Origin of the sequence: Pantoea sp. Cy-639 (genome assembly GCF_011752525.1) — a bacterium.
Lineage (GTDB): Bacteria > Pseudomonadota > Gammaproteobacteria > Pseudomonadales > Pseudomonadaceae > Aquipseudomonas.
The window spans coordinates 88,762-102,443 of sequence record NZ_VWXI01000016.1 but is presented as its reverse complement, the minus strand read 5'-3'; the positions used below and the strand labels follow the sequence as shown (position 1 = coordinate 102,443).

At 64.1% G+C, this 13,682-nt stretch carries 12 protein-coding genes; 6 read left to right on the top strand and 6 right to left on the bottom strand.

Annotated elements, in window-relative coordinates; translation table 11 throughout:
* The first annotated feature begins 70 nt into the window (after nt 1-70).
* Nucleotides 71-781, top strand: a complete 711-nt coding sequence (locus F3J43_RS18930) for a PqiC family protein (protein WP_166890193.1) — start codon at nt 71-73, stop codon at nt 779-781.
* Between the two features lie 196 nt (nt 782-977).
* Here F3J43_RS18930 and F3J43_RS18925 read toward each other — a convergent pair whose 3' ends face one another.
* Nucleotides 978-2,438: a histidine kinase gene (locus tag F3J43_RS18925; protein ID WP_166890190.1), complete on the bottom strand. Its 1,461-nt coding sequence runs from the start codon at nt 2,436-2,438 to the stop codon at nt 978-980.
* Nucleotides 2,439-2,574: 136 nt separating this feature from the next.
* Between F3J43_RS18925 and serB the strand changes: the two genes are divergently transcribed.
* Nucleotides 2,575-3,789, top strand: coding sequence for a phosphoserine phosphatase SerB (serB, locus tag F3J43_RS18920; RefSeq protein ID WP_166890187.1), 1,215 nt, complete (start codon nt 2,575-2,577; stop codon nt 3,787-3,789).
* A 91-nt stretch (nt 3,790-3,880) separates the two neighbouring features.
* Here serB and asd read toward each other — a convergent pair whose 3' ends face one another.
* The 3 genes from asd to F3J43_RS18905 are packed head-to-tail and all read right to left on the bottom strand — an operon-like array spanning nt 3,881 to nt 7,143.
* Nucleotides 3,881-4,744, bottom strand: coding sequence for an archaetidylserine decarboxylase (asd, locus tag F3J43_RS18915; RefSeq protein ID WP_166890184.1), 864 nt, complete (start codon nt 4,742-4,744; stop codon nt 3,881-3,883).
* A gap of 9 nt (nt 4,745-4,753) precedes the next feature.
* Nucleotides 4,754-5,563 carry a thiosulfate sulfurtransferase gene (gene rhdA, locus F3J43_RS18910; protein ID WP_166890181.1) on the bottom strand — a complete coding sequence of 270 codons (810 nt, stop codon included), beginning with the start codon at nt 5,561-5,563 and terminating at the stop codon, nt 4,754-4,756.
* A gap of 44 nt (nt 5,564-5,607) precedes the next feature.
* Nucleotides 5,608-7,143 (bottom strand): HDOD domain-containing protein, encoded by a 1,536-nt coding sequence (locus tag F3J43_RS18905; RefSeq protein WP_166890178.1) that lies wholly within the window; start codon nt 7,141-7,143, stop codon nt 5,608-5,610.
* Between the two features lie 130 nt (nt 7,144-7,273).
* Between F3J43_RS18905 and motA the strand changes: the two genes are divergently transcribed.
* Together motA and motB are read left to right on the top strand one after the other, a co-directional pair.
* On the top strand, nt 7,274-8,125 hold the full coding sequence (motA, locus tag F3J43_RS18900; protein WP_166890175.1) for a flagellar motor stator protein MotA: 852 nt from the start codon (nt 7,274-7,276) through the stop codon (nt 8,123-8,125).
* Between the two features lie 3 nt (nt 8,126-8,128).
* Nucleotides 8,129-9,163, top strand: a complete 1,035-nt coding sequence (motB, locus tag F3J43_RS18895; RefSeq protein WP_166890171.1) for a flagellar motor protein MotB — start codon at nt 8,129-8,131, stop codon at nt 9,161-9,163.
* Nucleotides 9,164-9,266: 103 nt separating this feature from the next.
* Here motB and rsgA read toward each other — a convergent pair whose 3' ends face one another.
* A complete protein-coding gene (gene rsgA, locus F3J43_RS18890; protein WP_166890168.1) occupies nt 9,267-10,298 on the bottom strand; it encodes a small ribosomal subunit biogenesis GTPase RsgA in 1,032 nt (343 codons plus the stop codon).
* Nucleotides 10,299-10,407: 109 nt separating this feature from the next.
* Between rsgA and orn the strand changes: the two genes are divergently transcribed.
* Both orn and F3J43_RS18880 read left to right on the top strand, forming a co-directional pair.
* Nucleotides 10,408-10,950: an oligoribonuclease gene (orn, locus tag F3J43_RS18885; protein ID WP_166890164.1), complete on the top strand. Its 543-nt coding sequence runs from the start codon at nt 10,408-10,410 to the stop codon at nt 10,948-10,950.
* A gap of 92 nt (nt 10,951-11,042) precedes the next feature.
* Nucleotides 11,043-11,654 (top strand): trimeric intracellular cation channel family protein, encoded by a 612-nt coding sequence (locus F3J43_RS18880; protein ID WP_023630647.1) that lies wholly within the window; start codon nt 11,043-11,045, stop codon nt 11,652-11,654.
* A 928-nt stretch (nt 11,655-12,582) separates the two neighbouring features.
* On the opposite strand, the gene queG is transcribed toward F3J43_RS18880, so the two are convergent.
* The gene (queG, locus tag F3J43_RS18875) at nt 12,583-13,647 is read right to left on the bottom strand and encodes a tRNA epoxyqueuosine(34) reductase QueG (RefSeq protein WP_166890160.1); all 1,065 of its coding nucleotides are present in this window, start codon (nt 13,645-13,647) and stop codon (nt 12,583-12,585) included.
* Nucleotides 13,648-13,682 lie beyond the last annotated feature (35 nt).

The following is a 13,682-nucleotide window of genomic DNA, read 5'->3' as shown; positions in this document are numbered from 1 at the left end:
GCCGAGTGCCGGTATGAATCTACACGAGTATCACTGCGGTCAGTCCGTGACGGCCGCCTGGATGGGATGAATGAGATTTCTGCGCCTTCCATTTGCGCTGTTGATGACTGGCCTGCTGGGCCTGAGCGGGTGCAGCATGCACCAGCCGGTTGCCCTCTATCAGCTCGACAGCGGTGATCCCGGCCAGCCTTCGCAGGCGTCGGGTATGGCCGTGGTGCTTGGCCCCGTTTCCGTGGCCGACTACCTGCAACGCGAAACATTCCTGCAGCGCCAGAACGATGGCAGCCTGACTGCGGCGACCGACGGTCGTTGGGCCGGCAGCCTTTCGTCGGATATCGATCAATTGCTGGTTCGCCAGCTGGCCTGGCGCCTGGACAGCCAGCGCGTCGTGCTGGCGCCGGCAACCGCCGGTTTCACTCCCGACGTGCAGGTGCTGCTGTCGATCACCCGGCTGGATTCCGGCAAGAACCAGCCCGCTATTCTCGATGCCCAATGGCGTGTCCTGGACCGTCGTGGCAAGGTGCGCGACAACCGCATCGTCCACCTCGAGCAGCCGCACGAAGGCAGCGAGTCGGCCCAGGTCCAGGCCCAGGGGCAACTGCTGCAGAAACTGGCCGAACAGCTGAGTGTCGCGGTCAAGCCGCTGGCCAACCAGCCGGCCGTTGCCGAGGAAGCGCCACGTCGGCAGGCCGCGCCGGTACAGGTGAAGAAGGAGCCGGAGAAACCGAAGATTCCGATGGCTTCGCCGATCCGTACCGACATGGAAGTCTATCGGTTCTGAACCGTAGACAAGAAAAAGCCCGCAGCGATGCGGGCTTTTTTGTGGGTGTCGCAAGTGGGCAGGGCAATGTACGAGGGGCTTGCCGCGCATGGCGGCAGGCTCCCGGAAGCTATTGCGGGGCAAGCCCGCTCAAGACCCGCCCCCACAAAGCCTGTTCCCGCAAGGCCCGTTTTCAGAGGCCTGCTGCTACGGATCGTCAGGCCCGGTGTTCGTGCATGCGCGCCAGTTGGCGTTCCAGCATCGACGGGTAGGGCTCCATCAGCCGCTCGACACAGCAGGCGCCTTCGGGGCTGGCGATCGGGCGGATGCGTGCGCGCTGGCGGATCAACGCGTCGTCGCTGATCCGGCGCTCCACCAACAGCAGGTTGCGGCTGTGCTGCGACAGGGCCAGGGCGTCCTGGGCCTGTTCGGTCATCAGCAGGTCGACCTGATCCATGCCTTGCAGGTCGTCGGCCAGTACCAGGCCCAGTTGCAACTGGAGGGTGATGCCGCTGTCGGCGACCTCGATCTGCAGGGCGTGGCCCAGGGCGCGCAGCAGCTCGCCACAGCAGATGGCGTTGGTCAGGTAGTCCTCGCCGCAGTCGCGGCTGTGGAACAACAGCAGGGTGCTGCCGTCGTTCAGTGTGTGGATTTCCCCTTCGTACAGCGATGCGGCCTGCTCGAGGCAGTCACGGTAGCGCTCCAGCAGCTCGGTCAGGCGAGTGCGCGGCAGGCGACGCAGTTGCTCCTGAGAGCCCAGTTGCACGGCCAGCACGGCACTGCTTTGCGGCTCGTCGGACTCGATGGCGACCGGCTTGGCTGGCGCAGGCTGTTCTTCCATCAGGTCGGCGAAGGCGTCGTCGTCCTCGTGCTCGTCCTGTACCTGGGCCACGACCTTGGCTTTCGGCGCCAGCTTGGGGGCCGGCTGGGCGTCGTGCAGGTCGTCGAAGTCGTCTTGCTCTTCTTCCTCGGGCTCCGGTGGTGGTGGCGGGGCCAGGCGGGCGTGCAGCTGGCGGGCCAGGTCACCGATCTCGTCCTGGCGCTCGATCGCCGGCGTGTAGGGATGCGGGTCACGCAGCCATACCCGCAGTTGCAGCAGCGGCGTGGAGATGAAGCGGCCCAGGCGCAGGCTCAGGGTCAGGGCGAGCGCCAGCAGGATGGCGGCCAGGATGCCCATGCTCTGCAGGCTGATCAGCATCGGCTGCTGGAACTGGTTCATGTCCAGGCTGATGCGCAACTGCCCGGCGGTCACATCCTGGAAGGTGATCTTGGTCTGGTACAGGCCGTCGGAATCGCCCAGCAGGCTGTTGCGCGGGCGCTGGCCGGCTTCGGCGAGGATGCGGTTGTCCACGCTGTAGATGGCGGCGTGGGCCACCAGCGGGTTCTTCACCAGGTTGCCGAGCAGCACGTTGAGGCTGAGGATGTCGTTGGACACCAGCAGCTCGGTGGCCGAGGTGGCCGTCTGCGTGGTCAGGCTCTGGCCCACGGCATCGGCCTGCTCGTGCATGGCCTGCTTGAACTGCAGGCCCATCACGCAGGCGTAGATCACCAGGGCCAGGGCCACCAGGAAGATGTTGTGGCTGGCGATACGCAGGGCCAGGGGGATACGGCGCTGGCTCAGGGCTCGGTAGATCATCAGGAAGAAGTTGTCGGGTTTGACTGGCGTGGGCCGGTTCACAGAGCGCGGCTCTTCGTGGCGAGAAAGTTGCTGCGCAGTATAGCGAGCCCGGATTTGTCGGCAAAGTATCGTTGGTGCCCGACGGTCATGGAAAATCGGTAGAATGCGCATTTTTCATCGAAGTCGGAGCCCGGTCTTGCGCGAAATCGTCCTGATCAACATCACTGGTGAAGACCGTCCAGGTCTTACCGCGGCTATCACCGGCGTCCTGCTCCAGGGCGGTGTGAACATCCTCGACATTGGCCTGGCGGTGATGCACGGCACCTTGTCGTTCGGCATTCTGGTCGACATTCCCGACAACGAAGTGGCCACCGCGCTGCTTCAGAGCGTGCAGTCCAAGGCTCATGAGCTGAACCTGCAGGCGCGCTACACGCCGATCTCCGAGGCCGACTACCAGCACTGGGCCGACAGCCAGGGCGAGGCACGCCATATCGTGACCCTGCTCAGTCGCCGGGTCACGCCGGAGCAGTTGCAGCGGGTCAGTGCAATCATCAGCCAGTCCGGCCTGACCATCGAGCGCATCGAGCGCCTTTCGGCCCGCGTGGCGCTGGACGCCCCGGCCGGCAAGGGCAAGTCCGCACTGGAGATTTCCGTGCGTGGCGAGCCAGGCGATGCCCAGGGCCTGCGTGCGGCGTTCTTCGCCTTGTCCGAGGAGCTGAACATCGATATCGCCTTCCAGCGTGACGACTTGTTCCGCCGCAACCGCCGTCTGGCAGTGTTCGACATGGACTCGACGCTGATCGAGGCCGAAGTGATCGATGAGCTGGCCAAGGCCGCGGGCGTCGGCGAGCAGGTGTCGGCGATCACCGAGCGCGCCATGCGTGGCGAACTGGATTTTCGCGCCAGCTTCAAGGAGCGCATGGCGCTGCTCAAGGGCCTGGACGTGAGCGTGCTCGATCAGATCGGCGCCTCGCTGCGCCTGACCGAGGGGGCCGAGCATCTGTTCGCCGAGCTCAAGCGCCTGGGCTACAAGACGGCGATCCTGTCGGGTGGCTTCTCCTACTTCGCCAGGCAGGTACAGGCGCGTCTGGGGATCGACTACGTGTTCGCCAACGAACTGGAAGTGGTCGACGGCAAGGTGACCGGCGTTGCCGTCGAGCCGATCGTCGATGCCCAGCGCAAGGCCGACCTGCTGCAGCAACTGGCCAGCGAAGAGGGCCTGCAACTGGAGCAGACCATCGCTGTCGGCGACGGCGCCAACGACTTGCCGATGCTGTCCCTGGCCGGCCTGGGTGTAGCCTTCCGCGCCAAGCCGCTGGTACGCCAGTCGGCCAAGCAGGCCATCTCGACCCTTGGCCTGGATGGTGTGCTGTACCTGCTTGGCGTGCGCGATCGTGACACGCGCAGTTGAGTCCCGCTGACGCCTGCTGCGAGCGTTGCGTCAGATAGCGACACAAACGAAAAGGCCCTGCATCTGCAGGGCCTTTTGCATGGCGTCAGGTTCAGGCCTGGGAAGGCACTGCCAGCAGCTCGCCCATGCGCACCGCGGAGCCTGCGCCGAGGGTCTCGGCCCACTTCACCTGCTCTGGCCCGAACAGCACGATTGCCGTCGAACCCAGCTTGAAGCGTCCCAGCTCGGCGCCTTTCTCCAGGTGGATCGGCGCACGGCTGGCTTCGTCGTAGCGGAAGGTCTTCAGCTCACGCTTCGGCGGAGTGACCAGGCCGGCCCAGACGGTCTCGATCGAGGCCACGATCATCGCGCCGACCAGCACCACGGCCATCGGGCCGCGCTCGGTGTCGAACAGGCAGACCACGCGCTCGTTGCGGGCGAACAGCTCGGGCACGTTTTCCGCGGTGGTCTGGTTGACCGAGAACAGCCGGCCAGGCACGTAGACCATCTCGCGCAGGGTGCCGGCCAGCGGCATGTGCACGCGATGGTAGTCCTTGGGCGACAGGTAGATGGTGGCGAACTCGCCGCCCATGAATGGGGCCGCCAGGGCCGGGTCGCCGCCGAGCAGTTCCAGGGCGCTGAAGCTGTGGCCCTTGGCCTGGAAAATGCGGCCATGCTCGATCGGGCCGAGTTGGCTGACCGCGCCGTCGGCCGGGCACAGGATGGCGCCGGGGGTCTCGTCCAGCGGGCGGGCGCCGGGCTTCAGGGCACGGGTGAAGAAGGCGTTGAAGTGTTCGTAGGCGGTGAGGTCCTCGACCAGCGCCTCGGACATGTTCACCTGGTAGCGCTTGGCGAACCAGGCGGTGAAGGCGTTCTTGAACCAGCGTGCGCGGCATTCGGCGACGCAGCCGGCCAGCCGTGACAGCAGGTGGTGCGGCAGCAGGTACTGGCTGATGATGAACAGACGGGATTTCATGGTGCGTCCTTAAACTTCTACGGGCGTGTCGGGGTGGTTGCCCCATTCGCCCCAGGAACCGGCATAACCCTTGACCCGTGGATAGCCGAGGGCTTTGGCCACGAGGTAGGTGAAGCCGGAGCGGTGGTGGGTCTGGCAGTGGGTGATCACTTCCTTGTCAGGGGTGATGCCCAGATCTTGCAGGACTTTGGCGATGTCCTTGCGGATACGCAGGTGGTCGTTGAGGTCCATGCCGGCGGTCCACTCGAAGTTGATCGCGCCGGGAATGTGTCCGCCCTTGGCGGCCAGTACTTTCTCGCCACTGTATTCCAGCGGCCCGCGGGCATCCCAGATGACCAGGTCGGCAGCGCCGAGGCGGCTCTGGATGTACTCGCGGGTGGCGGTCGGCTCCGGGTGCAACTGCAGGCTGACCGGGCCACCGGCGTTTGCGGGCGTGTCGCTGGACAACTGGTCCGCCGGCCAGGCCTGGATACCGCCGTTCAGGTAGTGGTAGGCCTTGTGGCCGATCACGTCGAGCAGCCAGATGAAGCGTCCGGCCCAGCCGCCACCTTCGTCGTCGTAGACCACGTAGACCGCGTCGTCGCGATGGCCCAGCTCGCCGAACAGTTTTTCCAGATCGGCCCGGGCTGGCAACAGGCCTGGCGCCGGCGGCTGGCCTAGCTGGGTGCGCTTGGGATCGACGAAGCGGGCCCCGGGGACATGCCCGCTGCCATAGCGATTGGCGCTGGTCAGGTCGACCAGGATCAGTTGCGGCGAATCCAGGCGCGGCAGCAAGTCCTGGGGCTCGATCACCAGGGGCAGGCCGGAAAAGTCAGTCATCCACGTTCTCCAGGGTGGAAAGAGGGGCGATTGTAGCGCAAGGGTCAGGCGTTGCGGGTGGCGAACAGCGTCAGTGCGCGCTCGATGCATTGCGCGGTCTTGCCGAAGGCCTGCACGCTGACATCGGCCAGTGGCTTGCCGTCCTGGTCTGCCACCACCAGCATCAACACTTGATCGGCGACGGCCAGTGAGCGCAGCAGCAGGTGCTCGCTGCGAAAGAACGCGCGCAGCGGTGCCGGCAGCAAGGCGCTGAACTGGGCGTGGTTATCCGGTGTAAGACGCAGTTGCCCGGCCTTTTCCATGAGTTTTTGCAACAGCCGGTTCTGCGCTACTGGCAAGGCGATGGCCCCGGCCTCTTTCGGCAAGCCGGCGGTCTGCTGCACGCGCAGGTAGTCGCTGGCCTTGTCCAGGCTCAGCAGCATCACACGTTGCATGCCACAGGCCAGCAGGGCTTCGCGGGCCTGGGTAGCCAGGTGCACGGTGTTGGTGAAGGGGCTGGGTTGGGCCAGCAGTTCCTGGCACAGCTTGCGCCAGCGGCCAAGATCCTCGGTGCTCGGTGGCGGCGGGGTGAGCATGTCCGGATGTGGACGGCGCTGATGCCAGGGCCAGATCAGCGCCTCGGCCGGGTGGAACAGCGCGTGACGGGCATGGTGGCGGGCGCTCGCCGCGGCTTGCTGGTGGACCTGCTGCTGAACGTCGTCGAGGGTGGTCTGCAGGTACAGCGCGGTGAGCAGTTGCCAGCGCAGCAGGTGCGGGTTGTCCCAGCCGACCTGGGCGGCCAGGGCCAGGCCGTTGGCCAGCAGCACGGTGTTGGGTGGCTGGTTGAACCAGCGGCGCAGTGCCGGCTCGTCGTCCAGGCGCTGCTGTTGCTGGAGCGGGTCCGGTTCGCGGGCGATGCTCAGCACCTGGGCCAGTTGCTCGCGTTCCTCGAGCAACAGGCGATAGCCCTGGGTGACCCACTCGGGCAGGCGCCAGTGCTCGGCCAGGCGCTGGCACAGCAGCATCAGGCGCACGCCGAACAGCTCCTGCTCGACCACCGCGGCGTCCTCGCCTTTGTGGATGACCCGCAGCTCCCAGGTATCGAGGAGCTTGGGGTAGGCCAGGGCCAGTGGCCACATGGGTGACAGGAACAGCAGGCTGCCCCAGTGGATTTCCTGCCACAGGCGCGCCAGGCGGCTGGCGAACAGGCCGTTGGCCTGCTGGGTGGCATGCTGGCTGATCAGCAGGAACTGGCGCAGCACTGGCGGGATGTCGTCCCCCGGTAGCGACGGTAGGCGTGCCAGCAATTGGCTGGTACGGGCCAGGCCAAGGCGGTTGAGGGCGATCTCCAGGCTCTCGGCCGGCTCGCTCAGGCTGGCGTTGGCCGAATGGTTGGCCTCGCGCATCACGCACAGCACCAGCGCGGGGCTGTCCTGCATCAGCTCGGCGATGTCGCGCAGTGAGCGTCGACTATCATTGATGGCTTGCAGGACGCGGTCGTGGCTTTCCTTCGGAACCGGTACGCGAACCCCGTCGAGCAGCTTTATCCAGGCTTCCAGGTTCGTTGGAATCTGACTAGGCACCTTGGTTTCAATTGGCATATTGACATCAGTCCGAACTGGCTTTTCGCAATGAGTGGCTATAGTCTGGCGCAGTTCTGCCGATAAGTAGAAGAAGAGTTTCAAGGCTCCCGTCCCTTACCCTGACCACGACAGCAAGTGCTTCCAACTTATGGCTAAAATTATCGGCATCATCGTCGTATTCGCGAGCGTGCTCGGCGGCTACGTGCTTTCCCACGGCAAGATCGCGGCTCTGATCCAACCGTTCGAGGTGCTGATCATCGGCGGCGCGGCCTTCGGTGCGTTCCTCCAGGCCAACCCTGGTTACATGACCATGCATGTAATCAAGAAGTCGCTGAAGATGTTCGGCACCCGCTTCACCCACACCTTCTACCTGGAAGTGCTGGGCCTGGTGTACGAGATCCTCAACAAGAGCCGTCGCGAAGGCATGATGGCCATCGAGGGTGACATCGAGGACGCCGCGGCCAGCCCGATCTTCGCCAAGTACCCGGCAGTGCTGGGTGATGAGCGCATGACGGCGTTCATCTGCGACTACCTGCGCATCATGTCCACCGGCAACATGGCGCCCCATGAGCTCGAAGGCCTGTTCGACATGGAGCTGCTGAGCATGAAGGAAGAGCTCGAGCATCCGTCCCATGCGGTCACTGGCATCGCCGACGGCATGCCGGGCTTCGGTATCGTCGCGGCGGTACTGGGTATCGTGGTGACCATGGCCTCGCTGGGCGATGGCGACCAGAAGTCCATCGGCCTGCATGTGGGTGCGGCGCTGGTCGGTACCTTCTTCGGTATTCTTGCCGCCTACGGCTTCTTCGGCCCGTTGGCCAACTCCCTGCGCCATGATGCCAAGGAAGAGCTGAACGTCTACGAGGCGATCAAGGCCTCGCTGGTGGCCTCGGCTTCGGGCATGCCACCATCGCTGGCGGTCGAGTTCGGGCGCAAGGTGCTGTACCCGGCGCACCGTCCGAGCTTCGCCGAGCTGGAACAAGCGGTACGCGGTCGCTAAGCCATGGAGAACAATCAGCCCATCATCGTCAAGCGCGTCAAGCGCTTCGGCGACGGCCACCATGGCGGGGCCTGGAAGATCGCCTTCGCCGACTTCGCCACGGCGATGATGGCGTTCTTCCTCGTGCTGTGGCTGCTGTCCACCGCCACGCCCGAGCAGAAGATCGCCATTGCCGGCTACTTCAAGGACCCGATCGGCTTCTCCGAGAGCGGCACGCCGTACATCATCGACCTGGGCGGCACGCCGCAGCTGGCGCCGGAAAGGACCATCAATCCGGAAGAGAAGTCCGAGCCGACGCCTGACACCAGCATCCAGCTGGACAAGGACAAGGTCGAGACCATGGCCGAGCAGGTGGAGCGCGAGCGCCTCGAACTGCTGTTGCAGGAGTTGCAGAACAAGGTCGAGGAAAACCCGCAGCTGCAGAAGTTCAAGGACCAGATCCTGTTCGAGATCACCCAGGATGGCCTGCGCATCCAGATCATGGACGCCGAGAACCGGCCGATGTTCGACCTGGGCAGCGCACGCCTGCAGCCTTACTTCGAGGACATCCTGCTGGCGATGGCCGACACCATCAAGGCGGTACCGAACAAGATCAGCATCAGTGGCCATACCGACGCCAAGCCGTATGCCGGCACCGGTGATTTCGGCAACTGGGAGCTGTCGGCCAACCGCGCCAACGCTGCGCGTCGCGCGCTGGTCGCCGGGGGGTACCCGGATGCCCAGGTCGCCCGCGTCGTCGGTTATGCCTCGTCGTCGCTGTTCGATCGCGAGAACCCGTTCAACCCGGTCAACCGTCGCATCGACATCATCGTCCTGACCAAGAAGGCCCAGCGCACCATCGAAGGTGAGCAGGGCGCGCCGGAGGCACCGCCGGCAGCGACGCCGCCGGCCACCGGTACACCCGGTGCCGCGGCACCCGCTGCGCCGGGCGCGAGCGATGCGGCTGGCCAGGCGCCGATGCAGCCACGTGAACTGCGCCAGAAGCTGAATATCTTCGAAGACGGTGTCCTGAAGATGGACGAGGCCAAGGGCCAGTAACGACAAGGGCCGCAGCGCGCTTCACCGGGGTTTCCCGTGATGAGGCGTGCTGCGGCCCTTGTGCATTCAGCGTCCGTAGCGGTCCTGCCCGCGGCGCAAGCTCTCAGTAGCTGTCTTCAGGCAGGCTGGCGATGATCGAGCGGTAGCTGTTCATCCGCTGTTGCGTCACACGGCCCTCGTCCAGCGCCTTGAGCAGTGCGCAACCGGGTTCGCGGTCATGCTTGCAGTCGCGGAAGCGGCAGTTGCCGATCAGCTCGCGGAACTCGATGAAACCGTCTTCCACGTCGTCGCGGCTGACATGGCCGAGGCCGAACTCGCGAATGCCGGGGGAGTCGATCAGGTCGCCGCCGTTGGGGAAGTGGTACAGACGTGCGGTGGTGGTGGTGTGGGTGCCTTGGCCGGACCACTCCGACAGGTCGCCGACGCGGGTGCCGGCATCCGGCAGCAGGCTGTTGACCAGCGATGACTTGCCCACCCCCGACTGGCCGACGAACACGCTGATGTGGCCGTCGAGAGTCTGTTGCAGGCGCTGCATGCCGTCACCCTGGTGAGCGGACACCTCCAGCAGCGGATAGCCCAGGCTGCGATAGACCTCGAGCATGGCGTTGAGGGTCGGCGCGTTGTCGTCGTCGATCAGGTCTGCCTTGTTCAGCAGCAGCAGCGGGCGAATGCCGGCGTGCTCGGCAGCTACCAGGTAGCGGTCGATCAGGTTCGGATGGGGTTCTGGTGCCGGGGCGAAGACGATCACGATCAGGTCGACGTTGGCCGCCACGGGTTTGAGCTGGCCATGGTTGTTGGGCCGGCATAGCTCGGTGCTGCGCGGCATCTGCGCGACGATCACACCGATGCCCTGGTTGCCTGCGCGCCAGACCACGCGGTCGCCGGTGACCAGCGCCGGCAGGTTGGCCCGCAGGTGGCAGCGGAACACCTGGCCGGCGGCTTCGCCGTCCTGAGCCTCGACTTCGACCTGTACACCGAAGTGGGCGATCACCAGGCCCAACTGCTCAGGGCCGAGATCGCCGCCTTCCAGCTCTTGCAGCACATGCTGCTCGCGTTTGGCGGCGCGTGCGGCGCGTTCACCCTGGATCTTTTCGATGCGCCAGTTCTGGCGGCGGTTGAGCTGGCGTTTGGCCATGAAGGTTCCGTGTCGGCGGGGCAGAAAGAAAACGGCGTGCAGTTTAGCACGGTGCGCCCACGAGCCGCCGTGCTGGGCTAATATGACGGGCTATTCGAGGAGCACTTTCATGCAGAACCCACAGAACCTGATCTGGATCGATCTGGAAATGACCGGCCTGGATCCGGACAGCGACGTCATCATCGAGATGGCGACCATCGTCACCGACAGCGAGCTGAATACCCTGGCCGAGGGCCCGGTGATCGCCATCCACCACAGCGACGACGTGCTGGCGCGCATGGACGAGTGGAACACCCGCACCCACGGAGCCTCGGGCCTGACCCAGCGTGTGCGCGAGAGCACGGTGAGCATGGCCGAGGCCGAGGCGCAGACGATTGCTTTCCTCGAGCAGTGGGTGCCGAAGGGCAAATCGCCGATCTGCGGCAACAGCATCTGTCAGGATCGTCGTTTCCTTTATCGGCACATGCCGGCGCTGGAAGGTTATTTCCACTATCGCAACCTGGATGTTTCCACCCTCAAGGAGTTGGCTGCGCGCTGGGCTCCGGAGGTGCGTGACAGCTTCAAGAAGGGCAATACCCACCTGGCGCTGGACGATATCCGCGAGTCCATCGCCGAGTTGCGTCACTATCGCGAGCACTTCATCAAGGTCTGACTTTGTCGGGCGCCGGCGTTCGTCGGCGCGCCCCCTTTTGGAGCCGCGCGCGACTGGGTAGACTGCGCGCCTTTCCTGCTCGGGGCCGCACCATGCTGTTGATGCTCTACCTCATCGCCATTACCGCTGAAGCCATGACTGGCGCCTTGTCTGCCGGTCGGCGGGGCATGGACTGGTTCGGCGTGGTGCTGATCGCGTGTGTCACTGCCTTGGGTGGTGGTTCGGTGCGCGATGTGCTGCTCGGCCATTACCCGCTGACTTGGGTGAAACACCCGGAATACTTGGTGCTGACCAGTTTCGCGGCGTTGCTGACGATTTTCATCGCGCCGTTGATGCGTCATTTGCGTTCGTTGTTCCTGGTGCTCGATGCCCTGGGGTTGGTGGCGTTCACCTTGATTGGCTGCATGACTGCGCTGGAGATGGGGCAGGGGTTCTTGGTTGCTTCGATCAGTGGGGTGATCACGGGGGTGTTCGGTGGGATCCTGCGGGATATCTTCTGTAACGACATCCCGTTGGTGTTTCGGCGTGAGCTCTACGCCAGTGTGTCGTTTGCGGCGGCGTGGTTCTATCTGGGCTGTGTGTACTTCAAGGTGCCGGCTGAGCAGGCGATGTTGTTGACGTTGTTCGGTGGTTTTCTGGTGCGGTTGTTGGCGATTCGGTTCCATTGGGAAATGCCGAAGTTCCACTATAACGATCAGCAGTGAGCATATAGTTCTCGCTGTCGCGGTATATGCCCGATTGCAGGAAGCTTCTCTTCTTGCTCTTGCTCTTGCTCTTGCTCTTGCTCTTGCTCTTGCTCTTGCTCTTGCTCTTGCTCTTGCTTCTAAGTGCGCGATAGTCCAGGCGACACCTATTGCGACTTCAGGAGGCCGAGTGTAGGTGCCTGTAGGGCCAGGTGCGCAGCACCCCTCGGCGTAGCCGAGGGCGCGAGATGTAGACTTGCGTAGCAAGTCGGAGGCCGCGCTGGCCCGGAGGGCACCGGAGCGAGGGGACCCCGAAGCGAAGCGTAGGGGCCGGATGATGGAGCGAGGATTTTTTGGTTCCTTTTTGATCCTTCAAAAAGGGACCCGCCGTAAGGGCGGAAAGGTGACTATGCGTCGGCATTGAAAACGAATGCGCATACAAGTATCAAAACCGACGCTTTGAAAAGCCAAAAGCCAAAAGCCAAAAGCCAAAAGCCAAAAGCCAAAAGCCAAAAGCCAAAAGCCAAAGCGAGTCGAGGCGGGTTTCGATAGTTCTATACGCATTCATTTGATTTATCGACGCTTAGTCACCTTTCCGCCCTTACGGCGGGTCACTTTTTGTCAAACGCGACAAAAAGTAACCAAAAAACGCTGCGCTCCGTTCATCCGGCCCTACGCTTCGCTCCGGGTTCCTTCGCTCCGGCGTCTTGCGGGCCAGCGCGGCCTCCGACTTGCTACGCAAGTCTACATCTCGCGCCCTCGGCTACGCCGAGGGGTGCTGCGCACCTGGCCCTCCAGACGCCTGCGCTCAGCCTCCTGAAGTCGCGAAAGTACGGGCGGCGCCTGGGCTGACGCAGCTATCGCTCGTTAATACAGCGGGAAACTTTTGTCAGCCAAAGCCAAAGCCAAAGCCAAAGCTGGTCAGGGCTATCATTGGTGGCAACCTGGCTTAAAGCGCGTTGTGCTGCGCCAGCGCCCACTCCACATGCTCGCGGACCAGCTCTGAAGGATCGTTCCTCCGTGCATTCAACGCCTCCAGCACCGGAATCGTGGTAGGCGCATTGCCCAATCCCACCGCCAGGTTGCGCGAGAACCGCTCGTACCCCGCGCGCCGCAACGGCGAGCCCTCGGTGCAGCCAAGGAAGCGCTTTTCATCCCACAGGAACAGCTCGGCCAGCTCGATGTTGTCCAGGCCGCGACGCGGCATGAAGTCATCCTCGCTGGTGGTCTTGGCGAAGCGGTTCCAAGGGCATACCAACTGGCAGTCGTCGCAGCCGAATACCCGGTTGCCGATCAGTGGGCGCAATTCCACCGGAATGGAGTGGCGCAGCTCGATGGTCAGATATGAAATGCAGCGCCGAGCGTCGAGTTGATAGGGGCCGACGAAAGCCTGGGTGGGGCAGATGTCCAGGCACGCCTGGCAACGGCCACAGTGATCGCTGCCCTGCACGCCATCGATCGGCAGCGGCAGGTCGACGAACAGCTCGGCGAGGAAGAAATAGCTGCCAGCCTTGCGGTTCAGCAGCAGCGTGTTCTTGCCGATCCAGCCAAGCCCCGCCTCCTGTGCCAGGGCCTTTTCCAGTACCGGGGCGCTATCGACGAAGGCGCGGTAGCCGAACGGCCCGATGGCGGCCTGGATCCGGTCGGCAAAGTGCTGCACGCGCTTGCGCACCAGCTTGTGGTAGTCGCGACCCAAGGCATACCGGGCGATATAGGCCTTTTCCGGTTCGGCCAGACGCTTGGCCATCTGCGTGTCGCCGGGCAAGTAGTCCATGCGCAGCGAAATCACCCGTATCGTTCCGGGGATCAGCTCGGCAGGACGCGAGCGCCTGTGGCCATGCTCACCCATGTATTCCATCTCGCCGTTGTAGCCGGCCGCGAGCCAGCGCTGCAGGTGCTGCTCGTGCTCGCCCAGGTCGATGCCGGCAATGCCGACATGGGCAAAACCAAGTTCATGGCCCCATTCCTTGATGGATTGGGCCAGGGCGGCGGTGTCTGGAAGATTGGCGGGCATGGATGGACAAGGCATTACAGGCAGAGGTGCGTATA